The sequence below is a fragment of the Streptomyces racemochromogenes genome (genome assembly GCF_044129415.1).
Lineage (GTDB): Bacteria > Actinomycetota > Actinomycetes > Streptomycetales > Streptomycetaceae > Streptomyces > Streptomyces racemochromogenes_A.
The window spans coordinates 34,395-58,552 of record NZ_JBBDHD010000001.1 but is presented as its reverse complement, the minus strand read 5'-3'; the positions used below and the strand labels follow the sequence as shown (position 1 = coordinate 58,552).

Sequence of the window (24,158 nt, the reverse complement as noted above, 5' to 3'; positions counted from 1 at the left end):
CGTGGCCCGCGCAGAGGTTCCGGCTAGCAGGCCGCCGGCTGGGCGTCGGCCGGGGTCGCGGTGGCGGCCGAGCCGGTGACCAGGCGGGTCGCGCCCGCCCCCGTGCGCCGCTCGGTCCGCAGGGCCAGGAGGGTCAGGGCGATCGCGGTGACGGTCATGGCGGCGCCGGCCCAGGCGGTGGCGGCGTAGCCGTGGCCGGCGTCGATGACGGTACCGCCCAGCCAGGGGCCGCCGGTGTTGCCGAGGTTGAACGCGGCGGTCGTGGTGGCCCCGGCGAGGGTGGGCGCGGCGCCGGCGACGTTGAACATGCGGGCGTTGAGCGCCGGGGCGGTGAAGAACGCCGAGACGCCGAGCAGGAAGGACAGGGCGACGGCCGCCACCTGGACCGAGGCCAGCAGGGCGAGGGCCGTGAGGAAGCCGGTGGAGGCGGTGATGCCCCAGACCATCACCCCGAAGAGGCGGCCGTCGGCGATCCGGCCGCCCACCGTGGTGCCGACCAGCGCGCCGACGCCGAAGAGGGCCAGGACCCACGGCACCCACGCCGCGTCCAGTCCTGCGACGTCGGTGAGCAGCGGCGACAGGTAGCTGAAGGCGCAGAAGACGCCGCCCGCGGCGAGGGCGGTGACGGCCACGGCCAGCCACACCTGGCGGTCGCCGTAGATGGTGAGCTCGCGCCGCAGGCGGGGCTTCTCGGCAGGCAGCGGGATCTTCGGGATGAGCGCCAGGATGCCCGCGAGGGCGAGGGCGGAGGCGGCGGCGACCGACCAGAACGCGGAGCGCCAGCCGAACTGCTCGCCGAGGAAGGCGCCGGCGGGCACGCCGAGGACGTTGGCGATGGAGAGCCCGCCGATCATGACGGACATGGCGCGGGCGCGCTGGTCCTTGTCGACCATGGCGATGGCGACGGCCGCGCCGACGGCCCAGAACCCGGCGCAGGCGAGGGCCGAGACCACGCGGGAGGCGAAGAGGAACCCGTACGAGGGGGCCAGCGCGCCCGCGACCTGTCCGAGCCCGAAGAGGCTGATGAGCGCGATGAGGGTGGTGCGGCGCGGGAGGCGCAGGGTGGCGACGGCCAGCAGCGGTGCCCCGACGACCATGCCGATCGCGAAGGCGGATATCAGCAGGCCCGCCCGCGGGATGGAGACGTGCATGTCCTCGGCGATGGGCGGCAGCAGCCCGGACAGCATGAACTCGCTGGTGCCGAGTGCGAAGACGGACAGACCGAGGACGTAGACGGCGACGGGCATGCGGGAGGAGGCGTTCGCTGAAGCTGGGGACATGTCTCTGACGAACCGGAACGCAGGGGGCCGCATTCCCGGCGGGGTGCCGGATGTGTCAGGTCAGGGAGGCGAGCTCGGCGGCGAGGTTGCGGCGGGCCGGGGCCTCCCAGTGGGCGGCGCCGTACGGGGTGCGGAAGAGGCGGGGCAGCCCGAGGAGCTGGCGCAGCACGGCGGCGCGGCCGGTGCGGAAGGCCTCGTCGGGGACGAACGCGTACTCGGCGCGGACGGCGGCGGCGTACGCGGCGTAGGCGCCGGGGTCGTCGGGGCGGCCCGCGAGGACGGCGAGGTCGGCGTCGCAGAGGGCTTCGCCGTTGGTGTCGCCGGGGGCGGGGTCGTGGGTGACGGTGAGCCGGACCAGGCGGGCGACCTCGGCGGTGCGGGCGGCGTCGATGCCGAGCTCGGGGAGGGCGCGCTCGGCGAGGGCGGCGCTGCGCTCCTCGTTCTCGGAGCGGTCGGGGCGGTAGACGGCGTCGTGGAACCAGGCGGCGAGCTCGACGGCGGTGGGGTCGGCGGCGTGCGGGGCCAGGACGTCGATCCGCGCGAGGACGTCGGCCAGGTGGGCGGTGGTGTGGTAGCGGCGCTGGGGTTCGGCCCAGGCGGCGAGGAGGCGGTCGGCGTAGGGGGCGGGGTCCCGGTCGGCCCCCGCGGCGGCGGTGGTGGCGGCCCAGCGGCTGCGCAGCGCGGTGTCCATGCGGACATTGTGCGGGTGGCGCGATGGTGCTGGTGGTGGGTGGGGCGGGGCCCGTACCCTGATATTGGACTAGACCTATTTTCCCTATGTTCCGAAGGATGGGATCACATGAGCAACCGTGCGCTCCTGGAGGTGATCGCCCTCGACGTGGAGGACGCGGTCGCCGCCCAGGCGGGTGGGGCGGACCGACTCGAACTGGTCACCGACATGGCCGCCGACGGGCTCACCCCGTCGCGCGGGACCTTCGCGGCGATCCGTTCCGCGGTCGGCATTCCGCTGCGCGTGATGCTCCGTCTGACGGACGGGTTCGCGGCGGGCGACGTCGACGGGCTGGCCAGGGCGGCGCGCGAGCTGCGGGCGGAGGGGGCGGAGGAGTTCGTCCTCGGCTTCCTGCACCCGGACGGCAGCCCCGACCTGGCGGCGGTCGAGGCGGTGCTGGCGGAGCTGGACGGCTGCCGCTGGACCTTCCACCGGGCCATCGACCGCGCGGCGGACCGGGACGGGCTGCGCAAGGCGCTGGCCGACCTGCCGGGGCTGGACACGTACCTGACGGCCGGCGCCGCGGCCGGGGTCCCCGAGGGGCTCCCGGTCCTGCTGGCGGAGGCCGAGCGGCGGGGTGAGCCGGGGTACGGCCCGCGGATCATGGTCGGGGGCGGCCTGACACTGGCGCACGTACCGGCGTTGAAGGAGGCGGGGATCGACGCCTTCCACATCGGCGGCGCGGCCCGCCCCGCCGGCTGGGCCCGGCCGGTCTCGGCGGCAGCGGTGGCGGAGTGGCGGGCGGCACTGGACTAGCCGCCCCCGCCCCGCGGTACCCCCGGCCGGCGGGTGGGCAGCCACCGGCCCGCCCCCGGCGCCTCGCGGGGGGTGAAGTCCCGCCCACCGTGCCGCCGTACAACCGTGTCCGAAGGGGATCAGGCGGCCGACAGGGCCGCCGGCAGGGGGGCGGCGTGGAGGGCCGTGAGGCCCGAGACGGCTCGGGTGAGGCAGACGTACAGGCGGCGCAGCCCCGTCCGTTCGTCCGGCTCGCCGTCCACGACCGCCGCCGGCTCGTCCAGCACGACGTAGTCGTACTCCAGACCCTTCGCCAGCGACGCCGGCACCAGCGTCAGCCGGGACTCGGCCGTCGTCTCCTCGCCCGGCGAAAGGTACGGCAGCCCCGCCGCCAGCAGGGCCTCCGCCAGGACCGGGATCCGGGCGTCGGCCGCGATCAGCCCGATCGACCCCTCGTGCGCGAGGAAGGCCCGGCAGGCTCCGATCACGTCCTCCACCAGGTCCTCCGGGGCGGACCGGGTCACCGTCAGCGACCCCGGGGTCTCACGCACCGACGACACCGGCGCCAGTCCCGGCGAGATCTCCGGCAGCAGCCGCGACGCGTACGCGATCACCTCGCGCGGCACGCGGAAGCCCGCGGTCAGCTCTTCCAGCACCGCCTCCGGCTTCCCCAGATGCCCCAGCGCCTCGGCCCAGCTGCGCGTGGCCCACGGGGTGGTGCCCTGCGCGAGGTCGCCCAGGACGGTCGCCGAACCCGTCGTGCAGCGCCGCCCCACCGCCCGGTACTGCATCGGGGACAGGTCCTGCGCCTCGTCGACGACGACGTGCCCGAGCGAGTGCGTCCGCTCCACCAGGTCCGCGGCCTCGTCGATCAGCACCAGGTCCGCCGCCGACCACTTCGCCGACTTCACGCTGCGGAACGGCTTCGGCCACAGCAGCAGCTTCTGCTCCTCCTCCGTGAGGACCCCCTCGGCGTGCTCCGCCAGGAACTCCGGGTCCGACAGCAGCCGCAGCACCAGCTTCGCCGGCTCGATCTGCGGCCAGACCGCCTTGACCGCCGCCTTGACCGCCGCGTTGCGGGCCACCGCGTCCTGCACCCGGTCGTCGGGGGCCTCGCCCGCCTGCTCCATGCGGACGAGGACGGCGTGCGCGATCCGCTGCGGCAGCGCGTCGCGCGCGGCGCCGTAGCGGATGTCGCGGTTCTGGAGCTCGGTGACGATCTCCTCCAGCTCGTACGCCGGGACCCGCCAGCGGCGCGAGCCGCGGACCACCATCAGGGGCTCGGCGGGCGCGGTGACGTGGGAGCGGACCGCGCGGCGCAGCACCTCCGCCATCCGGGCGTCGCCCTTGACCACGGCGGTCGCGGCGGCGTCGGCGCCGCGGACCTCCAGACCGGGGCGGGCGACGAGGTCGTCCACGGTGGCCTGCTGGACCTCCAGCTCGCCCAGGGCCGGCAGGACCTGCTCGATGTAGTGCAGGAAGGAACGGTTCGGCCCGATGACCAGCGTGCCGGTGCGGGCGAGCCGCTCGCGGTGCGCGTACAGCAGGTACGCGACCCGGTGCAGGCCGACGGCCGTCTTCCCGGTGCCGGGGCCGCCCTGCACGCACACCGAACCGGACAGGCCGGAGCGGACGATCTCGTCCTGCTCGGGCTGGATCGTGGCGACGATGTCGCGCATCGGGCCGACGCGCGGGCGCTCGATCTCCTGCTGGAGCAGCCTGCTGACGGCCGCGGTCTCGGCGGGGTCCGAGAGGTGCTCGTCCTCGTAGGCGGTGAGGTCGCCGCCGGTGTAGCCGAAGCGGCGGCGCAGGGCGATGTCCTGCGGGTCGGCCTTGGAGGCGCGGTAGAACGGCTGCGACACGGGGGCGCGCCAGTCGATCACCATCGGGTCGCCGTCGGCGTCGTGGACGTGGCGGCGGCCGATGTAGAACTGCTCGCCGCCCGCGCCCTCGGCGAGGTCGGCGCCCGGGGCGTGCAGGTAGTCGAGGCGGCCGAAGAACAGCGGCGTGTGCGCGAGGTCGGCCAGCGCCTTGATCCGGTCGTCGATCTGCGCCTGGAGGACGACGGCGTTGACCCAGTTCGCGGTGACGTCGCGGATGTCGAGCGCCTCGACGTCCTCGCGCATCGCGCGCAGGGCGGCCCGGGAGGCGGCCAGGTGGGCGCGCTCGCGCCCGAGGAGATCGGCGGTGTCGGGCGTGGTGTCGGGGGCGTGCGCGGGCACGGGACTGCCTCCAGCGGCTTCGGTGCGGAACAGAAAGCCCCCGGTTTCCGGCCGGGAGGCGGCTCTCCCCGGTACGGCGGCGGGAGGCGGCAAGAGCGGAGATTGTAGTCAGCGGGTGCGGGCGGCGCGAACGGATTTACGGGACGAAGGTCCCGGGGGCCCGGTACCCCCGAACGGGTGTCATACCCGGGAGTGTCAGACCTTCGGCAGAGCCCGGGGGGAGGCCGTGGGACTGGAGGAGGACCCGCCGGCCCGTGAGGTTGGCTCTCCAGACCGATGTGCGGGACGGCGGAAAAACGCACCATGGATACATGAGCACCGCAACCTTCACCCCGATCCAGGGCGGCCGCCCTCGCGGCGCCACCGCCATCGCCTCCCACCACCCCCGCCACCGCGTCGGCGACGCGCTGCGCGCCGTGAAGGTCTTCGCGGCCGCGGCCGTGAGCGTCGTCGTCCTCGGCGAGTACTCCGACTACTCCGAGCACGCCGAGCACCCCGACCACCCCGAGGACACGGCCGTCATACGCCGTTGACCACCCGGCTGACCAGGCCGCTGACCAAGCCGTTGACCAGGCCGCTGACCTGCGGCACCGACGCGTGGCCTGATCCCGGCGGAGGCCGCGTGTTGATCCACTAGGGTCACGCGCGTGACCCGCAGCACCGATCCCGACCGCTCGCCGTCGCCTCTCGCCGGCATGCTGGTCACGGGGGCGCTGCTCGCCCTCGGCGTCCTGTGCGTCGCCCTGCGCGTCCCGGCCGCCGACGCCCTCTTCAGCGGGTTCTCCGCCGCCGACTGGCACCCGCCCGCCGGCTATCCGCCGTTCGCCGCGATCCTCTTCACCCCCGCCGCCTGGCTGCCGGCCGGTGTGCTCAAGGCCGTCCTCGTCCTCGGGAGCGGCGCTCTGCTCGCCCTGCTGGTCCTGCTCTCCTGCCGCCTCGCGGGGGTACGGGCCCGGCCGGGTCCCGTCCTGGCCGCCACCATCGCCGGACTGTGGCTGGAGCCCCTGTTCCAGAGCCCGCTGCCCGGAGAGATCAACCTGGCCCTGGCCTGCCTGGCGCTGTGGGACCTGGGCCGGCCGCGCGCCGCGCTCGGCAAGGGCTTCGCGCTGGGCGTCGCTGCCGGGATCACCCTCACCCCGGCGGTGTTCGTCCCGTACCTGCTGCTCACCGGGCGGGTCCGGGCCGGCCTGACCGCCCTGGCCGGCTTCACTGGCACCGCCCTGCTCGGGGCGCTGGTCCTGCCGGAGGCCTCCGCCGGCTTCTGGGCCCACCTCCCGCCCACGGCCGGCGGGGCCCCGCTGCTGCACTGGCAGCACCTGTGGGTGTGGGCCGTCCTGCCGCTCACCGCCCTCGCGGCCCGGGCGGCGGCGGCCCTCCGCAGCCGCCGCCACCGTGCGGCCGGCGGCCCGGGCCCCCGCCCCGAGGCCACCCCCGGGGCGGGGACCCGCACCGGACGCCGCCCGGCTCAGTCACCCGCCAGCAGCTCGTCGGCGTCCATGATCCGGTAGGCGTACCCCTGTTCCGCCAGGAAGCGCTGGCGGTGGGCGGCGAAGTCCTGGTCGATCGTGTCGCGCGCCACGACCGAGTAGAACCGTGCCTCGTGCCCGTCCGCCTTCGGCCGCAGCACCCGGCCCAGGCGCTGCGCCTCCTCCTGCCGGGAACCGAAGGTGCCCGACACCTGGATGGCGACGGTGGCCTCGGGCAGGTCGATGGAGAAGTTCGCGACCTTCGACACGACCAGCACGTTGATCTCGCCCTCACGGAAGGCGTCGAAGAGCTTCTCGCGCTGGGCGTTGGAGGTCTCGCCCTTGATGACCGGCGCGTCCAGGTGCTCGCCCAGTTCGTCCAGCTGGTCGATGTACTGACCGATGACCAGCGTCTGCTCGCCCTTGTGCTTGCGCACCAGCGCCTCGGTGACCTTCCGCTTCGTCGCGGTGGTCGCGCAGAAGCGGTACTTCTCCTCCGTCTCGGCCGTCGCGTACGCCAGCCGCTCCGACTCGGTCAGGTTCACCCGCACCTCGACGCAGTCGGCGGGCGCGATGTAGCCCTGCGCCTCGATCTCCTTCCACGGGGCGTCGAACCGCTTCGGCCCGATCAGCGAGAACACGTCCGACTCCCGGCCGTCCTCGCGCACCAGCGTCGCCGTCAGCCCGAGGCGGCGGCGCGCCTGGAGGTCGGCGGTGAACTTGAAGACGGGCGCCGGCAGCAGGTGCACCTCGTCGTAGAGGATCAGCCCCCAGTCCCGGGAGTCGAACAGCTCCAGGTGCGGGTAGACGCCCTTCCGCTTCGTGGTGAGGACCTGGTAGGTGGCGATCGTGACGGGCCGGATCTCCTTGCGCGTCCCCGAGTACTCGCCGATCTCCTCCTCCGTCAGCGAGGTCCGCCTGACCAGCTCGTGCTTCCACTGCCGTGCGGAGACCGTGTTCGTCACCAGGATCAGGGTGGTCGCCTTGGCCTTCGCCATCGCCCCGGCCCCGACCAGCGTCTTGCCCGCGCCACAGGGCAGCACGACCACACCGGACCCGCCGTGCCAGAACCCCTCCACGGCCTGCGCCTGGTACGGCCGCAGCGCCCAGCCGTCCTCCTCCAGCTCGATCGGGTGCGCCTCGCCGTCCACGTACCCGGCGAGGTCCTCCGCCGGCCAGCCCAGCTTGAGCAGCGTCTGCTTGATCTGCCCGCGCTCCGACGGATGCACCGCCACCGTGTCCGCGTCGATCCGCGCCCCGACCAGCGGGGTGATCCGCTTCGACCGCAGGATCTCCTCCAGCACGGGCCGGTCCGTGCTGGTCAGCACCAGCCCGTGGACGGGGTGCTTGGAGAGGGTGAGCCGCCCGTAGCGGGCCATCGTCTCGGCCACGTCGACGAGCAGCGCGTGCGGGACGGGATAGCGGGAGAACTCCACGAGCGCGTCGACGACCTGTTCGGCGTCGTGCCCGGCGGCCCGCGCGTTCCACAGCCCCAGCGGGGTGATGCGGTACGTGTGGATGTGCTCGGGCGCCCGCTCCAGCTCGGCGAAGGGGGCGATGGCCCGGCGCGCGGCACCGGCGAGCTCGTGGTCGACCTCCAGGAGGAGGGTTTTGTCGCTTTGGACGATGAGAGGCCCGTTCACGCCTGTCCCTTTCCGGCGGGGTGGCGGCCGCCCGGGCGCGGGCGGCCAAACCTCCAGTCTGCCGTATCCCGCCGGGGGCGTGGGGGTCCTGCCGGGCCGCCCGGGGGACACCCCGAGCGGCGAGATCCGGAAGAGCCGGCCTACGCGTCGAGGTGGGGAAGCGGGCCCGCCGGGTACGGGGTCTCCACCGGGAGCAGGGCGTGGGCCGCGTCCGTGTCGCCGGCCCGGACGAGTCCGTGGATCTCGCGGACCAGCGGGGTGACGTCGCGGATGGAGACCGTCCACTCGTCGGCGTAGGCCCGTGACGCCGGCCCCGACAGGCCCAACTGGAGGGACCGGTGGGGCAGCGGGTTCAGGTGCGGGTCGCGCTCGGGGTCCCACTGGACGCGGACCGGGGAGCGCGACAGGGTCTTCTTCCAGGCCGCGCGGTCGGTGTGCACGCGCGGCGCGTAGTGCGACAGGCAGGCCTGGGCCAGGGCCGCGTCGAAGCCCTCGCGGCTGATCTCGACGGCCAGCACGGTCTCCTGACCCTCCTTCGTGGCCCAGCCGCAGCGGTACATCATCCACAGGAACGACGGCTTGATCCACGTCATCCGCTCCCGCTTCCAGGCGGGCGGGAAGCGGCCGTCACGGGCCGCCGGCAGTCCGAGTGCGGGGGAGTACGCCTGGTACACCGTCACGGTGGCGGCGGTGTGCGCGGCGCGGATCTGGCGCGTCGGAACCCGCCCGGTCTCCCGGGGCATTTCCTGGGTGGTTTCCTGCATGCGGCCAGGGTGCGCCGCGCGCACCCCTTCCCGCCAGGGGTTTTCCTCCCCGGAAGCCCTAGGGTCTGTCGTCAAACTCCCGTCTGCCCCGCGACGCCTGGCACGTGCTCTCGCCGCACCGGGCGCAAGCCGAGTACGTCCAGTACGCGGGCTTCCGCCCGGCGCACCGAGAGCACGCTCCCCCAAGCTCTCGACTTCGCTCGACCAGGGGGGACCCCCATGACGCCGCGGGGCCGCCCTCCGGGCGACGACGGGAGTGTGACGACAGGCCCTAGACCTGGTCCTCCGCCAGCTCCGCGACCCCCGTGATCCGGTGCAGGGCGTAGGTGCGGACCTCGTCGGCCGTGTGGTCGTAGCCGGTGACGAATCCGCCCTCCACCCGCACCGGGGCGATGACCCGCTGGCTCGCCCCGCCCTCGGCGTTGACGTACCCGATCCACACGGCCGACCCGGTCAGCGCGGCCGCCTGCACCGTCGCAAGGGTCTCCGCCGGGCTGGTGCGGGGCAGTTCGCCCGGGGCCGGGGCGGCCGAGGCCCCGGCCGGCTCCTTGCGGACCGCCGTCGCCGCCATGTCGCCCGCGCGGACCGCCCGTACCGCCGCGCCCAGCAGGGTCGCGTCCGGCACCGGCGGGCCGTCCGGGACCGGCACCGGAGCCGTGCGCTCGGGGGTGCGGTACGCGGCCGCCCGCGCCACCAGCACGTCGCCCGTACGGGATTCCGCCGCCGGGGCGTAGCCCATGGCCCGCAGCCCGTCGAGGAGCGCGCCCGGCTCGGCCTGCGCCGCCAGCACCGTCGGTGCGAGCCGGCGCAGCCCCAGGCCCGCGGACCGCTTGTCGGCCAGGATCTCGCCCAGCACGGCGTCGTCGTCGCAGCGCAGGTACGAGGAGGCCGCCCCGACGCGCAGGTGTCCGTGCCGCCGGGCCACGTCGTCGATCAGGTACGCCAGCGGCTGCGGTACCGGGGTGCGGCTGTGCTCGGCGAGGAAGGCGTGCAGGTCGGAGGCGGTCTGCCCGGAGTCCAGGGCCCGGCGCACCGACCCCGGGGTGAACCGGTACACCGTCGCCCCGCCCTTGGACTCCACGTCGGCCAGCACCGCCAGGACGTCGCCCAGCGGCCGGCGCAGCGGTCCGGGCGCGACCGCCGTGAGGTCGGCCTGGAGCAGGACGTGGTCCACCGGTTCGGGCAGCAACGGCGCCAGCAGCGGCGCCGGGTCGCGGCCCTCCAGCAGGGCCCGGCCGAACGCGCTCAGCGCGCCCCGGCCGGTGACGCCCAGTACCTCCGCGTCGTGCAGGGTCCAGTGCGCGAGGCGGGCCCGCAGGCCGCTCGTACCGCGTTCCGGGCGCTCCCATGCGAGCCGCTCCAGCAGCGCGTCCGGGTCGGGGGAGCCGCCCTCGGGCAGGGCGGCGAGGAGGGCGAGGACCCGGCGGCGCACCTCGGGCGCGGGTGAGCGGTCCAGGTCGGGGCCGAGCGCCGACAGGGTGCGGCCCTTGGCGTCCTGCTCGCCGACCAGCCCGGCGGTGCGGGTGGCGGCCAGCCAGGCCTCGGCCAGCGCCGACCAGCGTGGGGCGGGCGGCAGTTCGCACCAGTCGTCGAAGGCGGGGGTGGGCGCGTACCGTTCGTCGGCCTCGCCGTCGCTGGCGAGCAGCCCGGCCGCGTAGGCCAGTTCGATCCAGAACGCGGCCGCCTGCTCGGTGGTGTCGAGGGCGGACGCCGTCCGCTTGAGGTCGCGTACGGCCAGCCCCCCGGCCCGCAGCACCGGCGGGCCGTTGTGCTCCCAGGATTTGACGAGTTCCTCGACGGTGGCCAGCGCGGCGAGCGCCTGCCCGGCGGCGTTGGCGTCCACAAGCTGTGGACGGTGCTCGCGGTGCGCGCCGACCGGCGGCGGGAGCGGCTCGGTCCGCCGGTGCGCCAGCCCGCCCCGCAGGTGCAGGGCCACTTCGCGGGGCAGTACGACGGTGCGCGGGGAGGCCGGAAGCAGCAGTCCGCGGTCGCGCAGCCAGCGCACGGGAGGCGCCGGGTTCGCGGTGACCTCCCCGTACGGCGGCCCCCACACGAGCCGCCCCAGCACCTGGTGCGCCTCCGCCGGGGCCTGGTCCAGCAGCGCCGACATCCGCGTCGGGTCGGTGAACAGCCCGGTCAGGGCGGCGACCGCCGAGACGGGGTCGTGGGTGGGGGGCAGCCCGGCGGCCGCGACGATCTCCTGGATCCGGGTCGGGGACATCCCCGCCGTGGCCTCGGCGACGGTCGGCCCGAGCCCGGTCGGGGAGGGCCGCTGCGCGGAGGGGGCGAGCAGCTCCCGGGCGGTGCGGACCAGGCGCAGCCGTTCGTCGTCGCCCCACACCAGGGCCTGGTCGCGCAGGGTTCCCAGGGCCCGGGGGAGGGCGTCGCGGGCCGCGCGCGCCGTGCCGCCGTCCGCGTCCTCGCCGAGGGCGCCGGCCCCGGTACCGGTGAGCAGCTCCTCCAGCACCGGGTACGGGCACGGGTCGGGGGCGACCGCGAGGGCCTCGGCGGTCTGGAGCGCGAACCGGTCGAGGCGGTCCAGGGCGCGGGCCACGGAGGCCCGGGTCCCGGCGCGGGTGGCCAGCTGCGTGATGTCGCCGGGCACCGGGTTCAGCAGGTCGGGGCGGGCGTGCAGGAGCGCGGCGAGCGCGGCGTCGTCGCGGGCGCGCAGCGCCTCGGCGAGGGAGCGGGGGGGCTGGGGGGCGGGGCCGGCGGACGCGGGCCCGGCGGGGGGTGCCGCGGGGGCGTCCGCGGGGCCTCCCGTGCCGCCTGCCGTGCCGGCGTCCGCGCTGCCTTCCGTGATGCCTTCCGCGGCGCTTCCCTGTGGACTTCCCTCGGGCACGGTGGTCGCCTCCTGGTCACGTCGGCCGGTCGTCGGCCGGTCCCCATCCGGGCAACGGTATCCGTTGCGCCGACGGCCGCTCCACGCGTGCACGCGCTACCTTCTGGGACGTGGGGATCGAGAGCGACCATCTGGTCTACGAATACCTGAGCCGGGTCGGGGACTTGGCGCAGCAGCGGCAGCTGTCGTCGGGGGACCGGATGCGGCTCGTGTCGGGGCTGCGCGACGAGATCGACCGGCGGCGGGCGCGGTTCGAGCCGGAGACGCCGGACGCGGTCCGGTCCGTCCTGCGGCGGCTCGGCACGCCGGAGGAGGTCCTGGAGGAGGCGGCCCGGCGCGGCGCGGCGGAGGTCGCCCCCGCGCGCGTCCCCGAGCCGCCGGTGGCGGTGCCGCAGCAGCGCGGGAACCGGCGGCGGGCGGGTTCGAAGCCCGCTCCGGCCCCGGAGCCGCGGAACGTGCCGCCGCATCTGGCGGGGCTGGACGAGCTCGGCGGGTCCGCCTCGGACGGCGAACCCGACTGGTGGCGGCTGCCGTCCGCCGGGCGCGGGCCGCAGGTCGAGGGGTTCGCGGGCGGCATCGAGATCCCGGAGCTGCTCGGCCTGCCGGGCGAGGAGGAGGCCGGGGCGGGGGCCGCCGAGCCGCCCGGCGGCCCCTCGGTGGGCGGGGCCGGCGGGGGCCTGCTGCGCCACCTGCGGCAGCGGCGCGAGCGGCGGGCGCGGGCGGGCGCGGGCGGCGCGGAGAAGGAGGCCGCGGGCAAGGAGGCCGCCGCCAGGGGACCCGGGCCGGCCAAGGGGTCGCGCCCGCGCCCGCACGGCTTCCTCCTGCTGGCGGCGGTGCTGCTCGCGGCCGGGGCGCTCACCGGGTACTGGCTGCTGCTCGGGGCGGGCGCGCTGCTGGCGTACGCGTCGCGCGTGCTCGGGCCGCAGGAACGCAAGTGGGTGGTCCTCGGCGTGCCCGCCGGAGTGTTCACGGTGGCGGCGCTGTGGCTGTGGGGCCGGACGACGGGCCGCTGGGGCGAGGCGCTGGCGGCCGCGCAGCTGGGGCCGGCCTTCCAGTCGATGTGGCCGGTCCTGGGCCGTGCGGCGGGCGCCACGCTCGCGGTCTACCTGATGTGGCGCAGTCGGCGGAGGTGAAAAGGCAAACGGGTGCCCTCAAATAGGGCAATAGCTGACATTTCGCCAAATACCGCTATCCGATGAGCCAACGTCCTCCGAGGTTCCCGCAGTCGGCTGGAGCCTCGGCACAATGGCGCTATGACCTCCCACATCTCCCCGCGGCTCACCGTCGGTTTCGACCTCGACATGACGCTCATCGACTCCCGTCCCGGCATCAAGGCGGCGTGGCAGGCGGTCTCCGCCAAGACCGGGGCGTTCATCGACGCCGACCTGGCGATCACGCGGCTCGGCCCCCCGCTGGAAGAGGAGCTCGCCTACTGGTTCCCGGAGGAGGAGATCCCCGCGATGCGGGACCTCTACCGCGAGCTGTACCCGGCGCACGCCATCGAGCGGACCCCGGCGATGGCCGGTGCCCGCGAGGCGGTCAAGGCCGTCCAGGCGCTCGGCGGCCGGGCCATCGTCGTCACCGCGAAGAACGAGCCCAACGCCCGTCAGCACCTCGACCACCTCGGGATAGAGGCCGACGCCGTCATCGGCTGGCTCTGGGCCGAGGCCAAGGCCAAGGCGCTGCAGGAGTACGGCGCGCAGGTCTACGTCGGCGACCACATCGGCGACGTGCGCGGCGCCCGGACGGCCGGCGCCCTGTCGGTCGCGGTGGCGACCGGCCCGTGCGCCGCGTCCGAGCTCCGCGAGGCCGGTGCCGACGTCGTGCTGGACGACCTCACCGCGCTGCCGGAGTGGCTGGAGGAATACGCCCGCACCCTCGGCGCGGTCTGACACCGGCCCGGCTGTGGGGCGTCAGGCGGCCTGCGACGCCCGGGCCGCCCGGCGCTGGGCCGCCACCGAGCGGAGCACGCCTGCCGCGGAGACGGCGAAGCCGACGCCCATGAGCATGCACACCGCCCACGCGTAGGACGGGAACGGGTCGGTGCCCAGGAACAGCGGAGCCATCGTCACGAGCGTCGCCACGGCGCCGACGATGAAGACGACGCCGCCGGCCTTGACCAGTCCGTCGCCGGGCCGTGCTTCGTCTGGGTGAGGAGTAACAGTCACCCCACCAGGGTAGTTCCCTGGCCGAAGCGGTCGAGCGGGAAGGACCGGGGAACGTCTTGTCACCCGTTTCAGGACCATTAGCCTGGAGGAGGCGGGTCGCTGGACCCGCTGTACTGCTATCCGGAGCCGTTCACCTCGGCAAACCGGACCCGACGAGCACAAGGACAGAGGACGGACGTGCCTACCGGCAAGGTCAAGTGGTTCAACAGCGAGAAGGGCTTCGGCTTTCTCTCCCGTGACGACGGCGGAGACGTCTTCGTGCACTCGTCGGTGCTCCCCAACGGGGTCGACGCGCTCAAGCCCGGGCAGCGCGTCGAGTTCGGCGTTGTCGCGGGACAGCGCGGTGACCAGGCGCTTTCGGTAGTCGTGCTGGAGCCGACGCCGTCCGTGGCGGCCGCGCAGCGGCGCAAGCCCGACGAGCTCGCCTCGATCGTGCAGGACCTGACGACCCTGCTGGAGAACATCACGCCCATGCTGGAACGCGGCCGCTACCCCGACAGGGCGCACGGTGCGAAGATTGCCGGCCTGCTGCGCGCGGTGGCCGACCAGCTCGACGTCTGACCGTTCCCCCGCGCGTACGCCGGTGCCCCGCCGCTCGCCCGAGCGACGGGGCACCGGCGCGTGCGGGGCGCGGCTACGGGAAGTCCAGCGCGTCCGGCCCGATGGCCGGAACGAGCCCTTCGGCCGCGGCCCTGGTCAGCAGCCCGCGCACGGCCGCGTAGCCGGCGTCGCCCAGGTCGGCGGTGAACTCGTTGACGTAGAGCCCGATGTGCTGGTCGGCGACCTTCGGGTCCAGCTCCTGCGCGTGGGCCCGTACGTAGGGCCGGGAGGCCTCCGGGTCCTCCCACGCCATCCGCACCGACGTACGGGCCGCCTCGGCCAGCGCCCGCAGCACGTCCGCGCCCAGCGAGCGCTTGGCGATGATCGCGCCGAGCGGGATCGGCAGGCCGGTGGTGGACTCCCAGTGCTCACCCATGTCGGCCAGGCGGTGCAGCCCGTACTCCTGATAGGTGAACCGGGCCTCGTGGATGACCAGCCCGGCGTCGACGCGGCCGTCGCGCACCGCCGGCATGATCTCGTGGAACGGGAGGACGACGACCTCGCCGACCCCCTCGGGCAGCACGTCCGCCGCCCACAGCCGGAACAGCAGGTAGGCGGTGGAGCGCTCGCTGGGCACCGCGACCGTCTTCCCCGTCAGGTCCAGCCCCGGCTCGCGGGTCAGCACCAGCGGGCCGCAGCCGCGGCCCAGCGCGCCGCCGCAGGGCAGCAGCGCGTACTCCTCCAGCACCCACGGCAGCACCGCGTACGACACCTTCAGCACGTCCAGCTCGCCGCGCTCGGCCATCCCGTTGGTGACGTCGATGTCGGCGAAGGTCACGTCGAGGGCGGGCGCGCCCGGCACGCGGCCGTGCGCCCACGCGTCGAAGACGAACGTGTCGTTCGGGCAGGGCGAGTAGGCGATGTCCAGGGTGCGCAGGGGGGCGGGCGTGCGGTCAGCGGTCGCGGTCATGGCGTTCTCCCCAGGTGACGAGTACGGGTCCCAGCGCGCGGAACCCGTCGGCGAGGGCCGCCAGCGCCTCCCCGATCCGCCAGGCGGCCCGGTCGCGCGGCCCGACGGCGTTGGACACGGCGCGGATCTCCAGGACCGGCAGCCCGTGCGCGGCGGCCGCCTCCGCCACCCCGAAGCCTTCCATCGCCTCGGCTCCGGCGAGCGGGTGCCGGGCGGCGAGCTCGGCGGCGCGCGCGGCGCTGCCGGTGACGGTGGAGACGGTGAGGACGGGTGCGAGCAGCGCCCCGGTGGCCTCCGCGGCCAGGGCGGCCAGCTCGGCGGGCGGAAGGTGCACGCTGCGGCCGAAACCGAGCTCCTGCACGGGGACGAAGCCCTCGGGGGTTTCGGCCCCCAGGTCGGCGGCGACGAGCGCGTCGGCGACGACGAGCGAGCCGAGCGGGGCGGCGGGGGCGAACCCGCCGCCGATGCCGGCGGAGATGACGAGCGAGTAGTCGGCCAGCGCGAGCGCGGTGGCCGTGGCGGCCGCGGCGGAGGCCGGGCCGACACCGCCGACGAGCACGTCGGCGGCGAGGCCGGGCAGGTCCCGGCGGGTGATGAGGTACCCCCCGGGCAGGGTGCGCGGCTCGGGCGTGACCGGGTCCTGATGAGGGGTGAGCCCGGAGGCCGCGGACTCGGCCTCCGCGGCCACCGCGGTCACGATCAGCGCGCGCACGCTGCGCCGCCGCCGCTTACTTCTTGAGCTTGAGCTTGAAGGACCAGACGGCGAGCGGCTTGCCGTCCTCGCCGACCTGCACGAAGCTCAGCATCTTCGACTGGGGCGCCTCGCCCTGGCCGCCGGTCGCGAAGACGTCGGCGCCCGCGAAGCTGCGGTAGGTGTTCGCGGAGGGCTCGGTGATCGGCTGGCCGTCGAGGACCGCCTGCCACTTCTTGCCGTCCTCGACGATCTTCGGCTCGACGCCGAGGCGCAGCGTGTCGCCGCGGCCGTACTCGATGGTCTTGGCGTCCTTGCGGCCGGTGAGGCACTCCTGGACCTTGTCCATGGAGAGCTCCTGGCCGTCGGCGCGGCACTCGGACTCGGCGGACACCGACGAGCTGCCGACGGTCACGGTCGCGAGCGGCGTCGGCTTGTCGCAGGCGGACAGGAGGAGGAGGCCGGCGGACACGGCTCCGAGGGCCGCGACGCTGCGGCGGGCCCTACCCGGGAAAAGCGGTGCGGTCATGAGCCGAAGGCTATCTGGCCGCCGGGCCGCGCCGCCGCACGGGGGTGGTGCGGCGGCGTGCCCTTGCGCTCCGCGGGGTGCGCGGGGACCTGCGGGGCGCTACCGGCCGCGGCTCCGCCGCCGCCCCCCGCACCCCGGGGCACCCCGCGTCAGCGACGCCGGCCCGGAGTGGCGCGGGGCGGGAGGGGGGTTCAGGCCACGCGGGGGTGGGGGGAGCTGCGGTGGTGGACGGAGAGGAAGCCCCGCAGGGCGATCGCCGTGCCCAGGGCGACGATGGCGGACGCCACCGCCATGCCGAGGACCCCGTTCAGCGGCAGGGCGATGCCGATGCCGCCGCCCAGCACCCACGCCATCTGCAGCAGCGTCTCCGAACGGGCGAAGGCCGACGTGCGGACGGCCTCCGGGACGTCGCGCTGGATCATCGCGTCCAGGGAGAGCTTCGCCAGGGCCTGGCAGAAGCCCGCCGTGCCGGCCAGGACGGCCATCAGCGGGCCGCTGAACAGGACCGCCGCCAGGATCGCCACCCCCAGGGTGGCGGCCAGGACCGCCGCCACGATCGCCTCGGGAGCCCGGGCCCGCAGCCACGCCCCCACCGCGGTGCCGCACGCGTTGCCCACGCCCGCCGCGACGCCCACGATGCCGAGCGAGACCGCCGCGCTCTGGCCGTCCAGCGGGTGCTCGCGCAGCAGGAACGCCAGGAAGAAGATCAGGAACCCGGACAGGGCCCGCATCGCCGCGTTCGCCAGCAGCCCGCACAGCACCGGACGGCTCACCGTCCGCAGCCCGGGCCGCTTCGAGTGCGCCTCGTGGGTGGACAGGCGGGCCCGCCGCTCGCCCTTGGCCTCGTCCACCTTGTGCGGCAGCTGGAACGCCGCGAACGTCCCCCATACGAAGACCGCGCAGGCCCCGTACAGCGGCCAGGGCGGCCCGATCGTGTGCAGGCCGGCGCCCACGGGCGCCGCCGCGCCCGTCGCGAGGAGGCCGGCGAGGGTGACCCGGGAGTTCGCCTTGACCAGGGAGAACCCGTGCGGCAGGAGGCGCGGGACCACCGCGCTGCGGACGACGCCGTACGCCTTCGACGCGACCAGGACGCCCAGCGCCGCCGGGTACAGCTCCAGGCCGCCCGTCGCCACCGCGCCCGACATCGTCAGCGCGAGCACCGCCCGCGTCAGCATCGCGCACGCCATGGCCGCCCGCCGTCCGTGCGGCAGCCGGTCCAGGAGGGGGCCGATCACGGGGGCCAGCAGGGTGAACGGGGCCATGGTGATGGCCAGGTAGAGGGCCACCCGTCCGCGTGCCTCGTCCGTGGGAACGGAGAAGAAGACGGTCGAGGCGAGCGCGACCGTGATCATGACGTCCCCGGCGCCGTTGATCGCGTGCAGCTCGATCAGCCGGCCGAGCCCCGATTCCCCCGCCCCGTGGGCGTGCGTGACGCGCCGGATCCCGCGCGCCGCACCGGTGAACGGAAGCCGCAGGGCGCGTCCGACCGCCCGGCCGGCCCGCCTGGCCGGTCCCGAGCCGTCTGCGGACGACCGTGCGGGAGCCACCTGGACATAGTGCCCCAGAGCGCCTGCCGGGACCCGCCCCGGCGCGTCCGGGCGCGGCCGGGGGGTCGTCCGGGGGTGCTCCGGGTGCTTCCGATGTCCGCGAATCGGACCTCGCATGTGGGCCGAAGGCGTCGGAGGAGGTAGCGTGCGTAGCGCGCCACCGGCGGTTGCTCTTGGCCGCGCGCCTCTTCGCGATCCCGCAGAATGGATCACGTGGGGTGCGCCCGAGGCCGATCGGGGCGCGGACGTCGACGCGGCCCTCTGGTCCGCTCCGCCCGCGCTACGTACGGACGAGACCGACGGGTCGTTGTGGACGACAGTACGGACGGCGCACTCGTGAGACGGCGTAGGAGAGAACGAGACCTGTGAGTGCTGCGACGACGCGAAGCCGTACCCCGCGTACCCCGCGTACCCCCGCCCCCGACCGCCTGTGCGCCGAGGCCGTGGAGCTCGCCCGGGAGGCGGCCGAGGAGGCCGCCCACCCCGGGGTGGTGGGCGAGCACGTCTCCGTCGTAGCGGAGGGCGACCGCGTCGTCACCCACTTCTTCGAGTGCATGGAAGCGGGCTACCGGGGCTGGCGCTGGGCCGTCACCGTCACCCGCGCGTCGCGCGCCAAGAACGTCACCCTGGACGAAACGGTGCTGCTGCCGGGTGACGACGCGCTGCTCGCGCCGGAGTGGGTCCCGTGGAGCGAGCGGCTGCGTCCGGGGGACATGGGTCCGGGTGACCTGCTCCCGACCGACGCGGACGACCTGCGGCTGGAGCCCGGGTACACCGGCGAGGACGCGCCGCCGCCGAACTCGGTGGTCTCGGCGGAGATGGCCGAGCTGGTGGAGGCGGAGGACGCCGACGTCACCGACCGGGTGGTCGCGCCGGTGCGCGGGTCGATCACGGCCGTTGCGGAAGAGCTGGGCATGCGGCGTGCGCGGGTGCTGTCCCGGTACGGGCTGCACACGGCCGCCGACCGCTGGGACGAGTCCTTCGGGGCGAAGACGCCCATGGCGCAGGCCGCGCCGGCGTCGTGCGTGTCCTGCGGCTTCCTCGTGGCCATCGGGGGGTCGCTGGGGCAGGCGTTCGGGGTGTGCGCGAACGAGTTCGGCCCGGCGGACGGGCGGCTGGTGTCGCTGTCGTACGGGTGCGGGGGGCATTCGGAGGCGGCCGTGATGCCGAAGCCGCCGAGGCCGGCGGAGCCGGTGCTGGATTCGATGGCGATCGACGAGTTCCCGCTGCGGCCGGCCGAGGCCGAGACCGGGGGTTCGGTGCCGGTGTCGGAGGTCCCGCCCGAGGACCTGGGCCACTCGTAGGAGCCGCTGCGCGGGGCGGGGAACTGCCCCGCGCGGCCGGGGGACCGTACGCTCAGGGCATGGACATGGTGGGAATGACCGGGCGGGTGACCGGGGCCGTGGGGCCGGGGCTCGTCGGGGAGGTCATCGTGCACATCCGGGGCGGCGCCGAGCACTTCCTCGCCCACCCCGCCCCGGGGGAGACCTCGCGGATCGGGGTGGGGGCCGTCGTCACCGTCGTCGAGTACCAGCCCCCGCGCACCGTCTACGTGATGGCGGTCTACGAGGACTGACGCCCGCCCTCGTATCAAGATGGCGACAAGAATGATCCGGCCACTTCTCCACCGCCCCCCGACGGGCGCACACTCACCCCCGTCGGTGCCGAACGGCACCGCGATAAGGGGGCGTTGCCGATGGCTGTCGGCGTCGTGGCGGGAGTCGTTCTCGCCGCAATCATTGCCTTGATCGGCCTGTTCAAGCTCATGTGGCGGGTGGCCGAACCGAACGAGGCGCTCGTCATCTCCGGCTCCACGCACAAGACCGAGGGCATCGGCGAGGGCATGGGCTTCCGGATCGTCACCGGACGCGGCACGCTGGTCCTGCCCGGCGTGCAGGCGGTGCGCAAGCTGTCGCTGGACCTCAACGAGACGCAGCTGAACGTGGACTGCGTGACCCACCAGGGCATCCCGCTGCGGGTCAAGGGCGTCGTGATCTTCAAGATCGGCGACGACTACGTGTCCATCGCCAACGCCGCGCGCCGTTTCCTGGACCAGCAGAAGATGATGCCGGAGCGCGTGCACATCGTCTTCGCCGGCCATCTGCGGTCCATCGTCGGCGGTCTGACGGTCGAGGACATGATCCGCGACCGGGAGAAGCTGACCGGGCAGACCCGGGCGGCCTGCGGGACGGAGATGGAGAAGCTCGGACTGATCGTGGACTCGCTCCAGATCCACGAGATCGAGGACCCGACCGGGTACATCAAGAACCTCGCCATGCCGCACGCGGCCGCCGTCCAGCGCGACGCCCGCATCGCGCAGGCCGAGGCCAACCGGCTGGCGACCGAGGCCGAGCAGACCGCCTTCGCCCGGATGGCCGAGGCCACCCGGGACAGCGAGATCCTCCAGGCCGGCTACCAGGCCGAACGGGACAAGGCCGCGGCCACCGCCCGGCAGGCGGGCCCGCTGTCCGAGGCGGCCGCCCGCCAGGAGGTCGTCGTCCAGGAGACCCGGGTCGCGGAGCTGGAGGCGCACCGGCGGGAACAGCAGCTCCAGGCGGACGTGCGCAAGCCCGCGGACGCGGCCGCGTACCAGACGAGGACGCTGGCCGAGGCGGAGCGCGACGCCCGCATCTCGGCGGCGCAGGCCAAGGCGAAGGAGACCGAGCTGGCGGCGGCGGCCGAGGCGACCCGGGTCAGGACGGCCGCGGGCGCCGAGGCCCAGGCCACCGAGGCGCGCGGGCACGCGGCGGCCACCGCCACCCGCGTCAGCGGCGAGGCGGAGGCGGCGGCCACCCAGGCCAAGGGCCTCGCGGCGGCCGAGTCGGCGCGGGCGAACGGCCTCGCGCAGGCGGAGGCGGCGAAGGCCAGGGGTCTGGCCGAGGCGGAGGCGATCAAGGCGCGGGCCGCGGCGCTCGCGGAGAACCAGGAGGCCGTGGTCGCCCAGCAGCTCGCCGAGAACTGGCCGGCGATCGTCGAGGCGGGCGCGGGCGCCTTCGGCAACGTGGAGCACATGGTGCTGCTCAACGGGGCCGAGGGGATGTCGGAGATGTTCGCGAAGGCCCTGACGATGGGCGGTACGGGGCTGGGGGTGGCCCGTCAGCTGCTGGCGTCGATGGCCGCCCAGCAGAAGGGCGAGACGGAGGGGAGGGCGGAGGGGAAGGCCTCTGCCGTCACCCCCGTGAACGGCAGAGGCCCCGGTCGGACACAGATCCCGATCGACGAGGACCGGGCCTGACCGGCGCATGCGCCGGCTGATGGCCGGAAGGCGATCTTAGGCCGGTGCCGCGCGGTGGCACGTGCGTTGCGCGCAAGGATCGTTGACCTGGCGCGCAACGCGTTTGCGGCGCAGTTCCGTCGGGCTCGTCCCGTACGCCTGGCGGAACGCCCGGCTGAAGACGGCGGCGCTGCTGAAGCCCCAGCGGGCGGCGATCGAGTGCACCGGGCGACGCGTCAGGTCGGGCCGGAGCAGGTCGGCGCGGGCGGCCGCCAGGCGGCGGTCGCGGATGGTGGCAGCGACACCGGCGGGGCGGCCCTGGAAGAGCAGGTGCAGGCGGCGCAGGGAGATGTGGTGGCGGGCGGCCACCGCGCCCGGGGTCAGCTCCGGGTCGCCGAGGTTGTGCTCGATGTAGGCGTCGATCCGCCGCAGCAGGGCTTCCTCGCGGGCCTCGGCCGGGAGGTCGTCGTACACGTCGAGGCGTTCGGCGAGGCAGGCGGTGGCCAGGCCGAGGGCGGCGGAGCCGAGGCGCGCCAGCTCGCGTTCACCGCAGCCGTGGGCGTGGGCGCCGACGCTGCCGAGGAACTGGGCCAGGGCGGCGCCGGTGCCGCGGGTGGCGGGGATCCGCTGGGCGAGCAGCCGGTCGACCCGTTCGGGGCGGAAGGGGAGCGCGGCGCGCGGGAGTTGGAGCACCACCGTGCGGGGCGCCGTGGCGGCGGGCTCGTAGGGGTGCGCGCTGTCGCAGAGCACGAGGTCGTCGGTGCCGAGGGCGAGTTGGTAGCGGTCGGGGTCGGGGGTGCGGGAGGAGGTGGACACCCGGACGGGACCCAGGTCGATGTACTCCATGTCCGCCCGCCCCCGTTTCCCTCTTGCATGGGCATGCCATGCGCGTGTTCGAGGGCTGGGACGCGGCGCCGGTCCCCGGTGGTTCCGGAGACGGCCCCGCGCACCGGTCAGTCCTTCGGGCGCCGCCTCAGGGCCCGCTTGGCCGCCAGCGTCAGCGCCGTGGCCGCCGCGAGGACGAGGGCGCCCTTCGTGAAGGTGCCGCCCTCCGCCCCGGCCGCCGGGCCCTTCTCCGCGGCCGCGCCGGGAGCGGGATGCGCCGCACCGGAGGGGGCCGGGGTGGCGGCGGGGGCCACCGGGACGGCCACCACGCGGCTGCCCGCGCCCTCCGCCCCGAACAGCAGCGTCCGCCCGTCCGGGGAGTACGTCACCGACTCCGCCTGCCCCTGCCAGGGCGCGTCCACCCGTTCGCCCTCCCCCTGCGGCCGGCCGTCCTTCCACGGGTAGGTCCGCGCGGTGAAGTAGCCCCGCAGGGTCAGCCGGGTCCCGTCCGGGGAGAAGGCCCCGTCCGTCACCCACGGCACCTCCGCGACCCGCCGGAACACGTTGCGCCCGTCCGCCGACAGCCTCTCCGGGCCCTCGTACAGGCCCCCGCCCTTCTCGTTCTTGCTCGCGATGTACACCCGGCCCGTCACCGGATGCACCATCAGCGCCTCCGCGTTGCGCGGCCCGTCCGCGTACACCGCCGTGAACTGCTCGGCGTTGACCGTCGTGTCGTGCAGTTCCCTCGGCTCGGGGAAGCGGTAGATCCACACGTGGTCCCAGGTGCCGTCGCGGTTGTCGCCGATGTCCCCGACGTAGAGGTTCCCGTCCGGGCCCAGCGAGATGGCCTCCACGTCCCGCGGGGTGCCGATGCCGGCCATCGTCACGCGGGCGACCGTCCTGCCCGTCGACGAGTCGACCGCGTACACGTACGGGCCGTCGTCGCTGTCGTTGTGCGTCCAGTACACGCCCGGGTGGATCCGGCTCGCGGCCAGCCCGCTCGACTCCGTGATCCGCGGATCGCCGATCGTGAACCCGGACACGGTGGGGGCCGGGCTGTCGGTGGCCGGTGCGGCGCCGGAGGCCGCGGCGGCACCCGGCAGCAGCAGCCCCAGGACGAGGGCGGCGGGAACGGCGGTCGTCGGCACGGTCGGCAGGCGCATCCCCCCAGCCTGCCAGGACCGGGCCGGTCGGGGGCCGCGCCCCGTCCCGCGCCCGGCGTGTCCGGCATCACAGGGGCTGCGGCGGCCCGATCCGCGATGATGACCGGATGCGTTTCATGTTCGTCGGCGACTCCATGACCATCGGACGCGCCGGCGACTACACCTGGCGCTACCGGATGTGGCAGCACCTGCGCGCCACCCTCGGCGAGGGCTCCTTCGAGATCGTCGGCCCGCGCAGCGCGCTCTACGACACCGCCGCCGACGCCCCCTCCAGCGACGACTACGCCGACCCCGGCTTCCCCGCCCCCGCCCGCCGCCACCTGGCCGGCTGGGGCGAGGGCTGGCAGCACATGGCCCCGCTCATCGGGCCCGCCGTCCGCGAGGCCCGCGCCGACGTCCTGCTCGTCTCCCTCGGCCTGATCGACCTCGGCTTCTATACCAAGGCCGACCAGACCGCCGCCAACGCCCGGGCCTTCGTCACGGCCGCCCGGGAGGCCCGCCCCGGCATCCGGATGGTCCTCCTGCCGGTCATACCCAACGTCCGCGCCGAGGAGGACGCCCCCTTCGCCGCCGAGGTCGTCCGATTCAACGAACTGCTCGCCAAGACCGTCGCCGACCTAGCCGACGCCACCTCGCCCCTCCTGCTGGCCGCGCGGCCGGACGCGTACGACATCCACCGGGACACCTATGACGGCACGCACCCCAACGCCTCCGGCGAACACCGCCTGGCCGGCGAGTTCGCGGCCGTCCTCCACCAGGCCTGGGGCGTCGGCGGCCCCTACCGCCCGGCGACCGGCGCGTAACACGCCTGGGTCGCGGGGGACTTGAT

At 75.0% G+C, this 24,158-nt stretch carries 23 protein-coding genes; 10 read left to right on the top strand and 13 right to left on the bottom strand.

Annotated elements, in window-relative coordinates:
* Positions 1-23: 23 nt before the first annotated feature.
* Together WDV06_RS00250 and WDV06_RS00245 are read right to left on the bottom strand one after the other, a co-directional pair.
* Positions 24-1,247 (bottom strand): Cmx/CmrA family chloramphenicol efflux MFS transporter, encoded by a 1,224-nt coding sequence (locus tag WDV06_RS00250; protein WP_395507620.1) that lies wholly within the window; start codon positions 1,245-1,247, stop codon positions 24-26.
* Positions 1,248-1,335: 88 nt separating this feature from the next.
* The gene (locus WDV06_RS00245) at positions 1,336-1,971 is read right to left on the bottom strand and encodes an HD domain-containing protein (RefSeq protein WP_395507508.1); all 636 of its coding nucleotides are present in this window, start codon (positions 1,969-1,971) and stop codon (positions 1,336-1,338) included.
* Between the two features lie 108 nt (positions 1,972-2,079).
* Here WDV06_RS00245 and WDV06_RS00240 point away from each other — a divergent pair, with 108 nt between their 5' ends.
* Positions 2,080-2,766, top strand: a complete 687-nt coding sequence (locus tag WDV06_RS00240; RefSeq protein WP_395507507.1) for a copper homeostasis protein CutC — start codon at positions 2,080-2,082, stop codon at positions 2,764-2,766.
* Positions 2,767-2,885: 119 nt separating this feature from the next.
* On the opposite strand, the gene WDV06_RS00235 is transcribed toward WDV06_RS00240, so the two are convergent.
* Complete coding sequence (locus tag WDV06_RS00235; RefSeq protein WP_395507619.1) at positions 2,886-4,871, bottom strand: HelD family protein; 1,986 nt, start codon at positions 4,869-4,871, stop codon at positions 2,886-2,888.
* 407 nt (positions 4,872-5,278) lie between these two features.
* Here WDV06_RS00235 and WDV06_RS00230 point away from each other — a divergent pair, with 407 nt between their 5' ends.
* Positions 5,279-5,500 carry a hypothetical protein gene (locus tag WDV06_RS00230; RefSeq protein ID WP_395507506.1) on the top strand — a complete coding sequence of 74 codons (222 nt, stop codon included), beginning with the start codon at positions 5,279-5,281 and terminating at the stop codon, positions 5,498-5,500.
* A 114-nt stretch (positions 5,501-5,614) separates the two neighbouring features.
* A complete protein-coding gene (locus WDV06_RS00225; RefSeq protein WP_395507505.1) occupies positions 5,615-6,475 on the top strand; it encodes a glycosyltransferase 87 family protein in 861 nt (286 codons plus the stop codon).
* Here WDV06_RS00225 and WDV06_RS00220 read toward each other — a convergent pair.
* The 3 genes from WDV06_RS00220 to WDV06_RS00210 all read right to left on the bottom strand — a co-directional run bounded on the left by WDV06_RS00220 (position 6,433) and on the right by WDV06_RS00210 (position 11,511).
* The gene (locus WDV06_RS00220) at positions 6,433-8,076 is read right to left on the bottom strand and encodes a DNA repair helicase XPB (RefSeq protein WP_395507504.1); all 1,644 of its coding nucleotides are present in this window, start codon (positions 8,074-8,076) and stop codon (positions 6,433-6,435) included. The genes WDV06_RS00225 and WDV06_RS00220 overlap by 43 nt on opposite strands.
* 140 nt (positions 8,077-8,216) lie before the next feature.
* The gene (locus WDV06_RS00215; protein WP_395507503.1) at positions 8,217-8,840 is read right to left on the bottom strand and encodes a DUF4291 domain-containing protein; all 624 of its coding nucleotides are present in this window, start codon (positions 8,838-8,840) and stop codon (positions 8,217-8,219) included.
* 271 nt (positions 8,841-9,111) lie between these two features.
* A complete protein-coding gene (locus WDV06_RS00210; RefSeq protein WP_395507618.1) occupies positions 9,112-11,511 on the bottom strand; it encodes a helicase C-terminal domain-containing protein in 2,400 nt (799 codons plus the stop codon).
* 281 nt (positions 11,512-11,792) lie between these two features.
* Between WDV06_RS00210 and WDV06_RS00205 the strand changes: the two genes are divergently transcribed.
* Positions 11,793-12,815 carry a hypothetical protein gene (locus WDV06_RS00205; protein ID WP_395507502.1) on the top strand — a complete coding sequence of 341 codons (1,023 nt, stop codon included), beginning with the start codon at positions 11,793-11,795 and terminating at the stop codon, positions 12,813-12,815.
* Between the two features lie 120 nt (positions 12,816-12,935).
* Entirely contained in the window at positions 12,936-13,574 is a 639-nt protein-coding gene (locus tag WDV06_RS00200) for an HAD family hydrolase (protein WP_395507501.1), read from the top strand.
* Positions 13,575-13,595: 21 nt separating this feature from the next.
* Here WDV06_RS00200 and WDV06_RS00195 read toward each other — a convergent pair whose 3' ends face one another.
* A complete protein-coding gene (locus WDV06_RS00195) occupies positions 13,596-13,850 on the bottom strand; it encodes a hypothetical protein (RefSeq protein ID WP_395507500.1) in 255 nt (84 codons plus the stop codon).
* A gap of 177 nt (positions 13,851-14,027) precedes the next feature.
* On the opposite strand from WDV06_RS00195, the gene WDV06_RS00190 reads away from it, so the two are divergent.
* Complete coding sequence (locus WDV06_RS00190) at positions 14,028-14,411, top strand: cold-shock protein (RefSeq protein WP_395507499.1); 384 nt, start codon at positions 14,028-14,030, stop codon at positions 14,409-14,411.
* 73 nt (positions 14,412-14,484) lie between these two features.
* On the opposite strand, the gene WDV06_RS00185 is transcribed toward WDV06_RS00190, so the two are convergent.
* The 4 genes from WDV06_RS00185 to WDV06_RS00170 form a co-directional block, all read right to left on the bottom strand.
* Entirely contained in the window at positions 14,485-15,360 is an 876-nt protein-coding gene (locus tag WDV06_RS00185) for a 1,4-dihydroxy-6-naphthoate synthase (protein WP_395507498.1), read from the bottom strand.
* Positions 15,344-16,072 carry a futalosine hydrolase gene (locus tag WDV06_RS00180; RefSeq protein ID WP_395507497.1) on the bottom strand — a complete coding sequence of 243 codons (729 nt, stop codon included), beginning with the start codon at positions 16,070-16,072 and terminating at the stop codon, positions 15,344-15,346. Before WDV06_RS00180 ends, WDV06_RS00185 begins: the two co-directional genes overlap by 17 nt.
* A gap of 16 nt (positions 16,073-16,088) precedes the next feature.
* Positions 16,089-16,580, bottom strand: a complete 492-nt coding sequence (locus WDV06_RS00175; RefSeq protein WP_045948094.1) for a hypothetical protein — start codon at positions 16,578-16,580, stop codon at positions 16,089-16,091.
* A gap of 191 nt (positions 16,581-16,771) precedes the next feature.
* Complete coding sequence (locus tag WDV06_RS00170) at positions 16,772-18,145, bottom strand: MFS transporter (protein ID WP_395507617.1); 1,374 nt, start codon at positions 18,143-18,145, stop codon at positions 16,772-16,774.
* A gap of 347 nt (positions 18,146-18,492) precedes the next feature.
* On the opposite strand from WDV06_RS00170, the gene WDV06_RS00165 reads away from it, so the two are divergent.
* From WDV06_RS00165 to WDV06_RS00155, 3 genes are all read left to right on the top strand, one after another.
* The gene (locus WDV06_RS00165) at positions 18,493-19,431 is read left to right on the top strand and encodes a DUF3027 domain-containing protein (protein ID WP_395507496.1); all 939 of its coding nucleotides are present in this window, start codon (positions 18,493-18,495) and stop codon (positions 19,429-19,431) included.
* Between the two features lie 65 nt (positions 19,432-19,496).
* Positions 19,497-19,703 (top strand): hypothetical protein, encoded by a 207-nt coding sequence (locus WDV06_RS00160; RefSeq protein ID WP_395507616.1) that lies wholly within the window; start codon positions 19,497-19,499, stop codon positions 19,701-19,703.
* Between the two features lie 120 nt (positions 19,704-19,823).
* The gene (locus WDV06_RS00155; RefSeq protein WP_395507495.1) at positions 19,824-21,362 is read left to right on the top strand and encodes an SPFH domain-containing protein; all 1,539 of its coding nucleotides are present in this window, start codon (positions 19,824-19,826) and stop codon (positions 21,360-21,362) included.
* Positions 21,363-21,398: 36 nt separating this feature from the next.
* Here the strand turns inward: WDV06_RS00155 and WDV06_RS00150 are convergent, their stop codons facing one another.
* Complete coding sequence (locus tag WDV06_RS00150; protein WP_395507494.1) at positions 21,399-22,187, bottom strand: helix-turn-helix domain-containing protein; 789 nt, start codon at positions 22,185-22,187, stop codon at positions 21,399-21,401.
* A 107-nt stretch (positions 22,188-22,294) separates the two neighbouring features.
* Positions 22,295-23,329 (bottom strand): WD40 repeat domain-containing protein, encoded by a 1,035-nt coding sequence (locus WDV06_RS00145; protein WP_395507493.1) that lies wholly within the window; start codon positions 23,327-23,329, stop codon positions 22,295-22,297.
* A 107-nt stretch (positions 23,330-23,436) separates the two neighbouring features.
* Here WDV06_RS00145 and WDV06_RS00140 point away from each other — a divergent pair, with 107 nt between their 5' ends.
* Entirely contained in the window at positions 23,437-24,132 is a 696-nt protein-coding gene (locus tag WDV06_RS00140) for a GDSL-type esterase/lipase family protein (RefSeq protein ID WP_395507492.1), read from the top strand.
* The last annotated feature ends 26 nt before the right edge of the window (positions 24,133-24,158 follow it).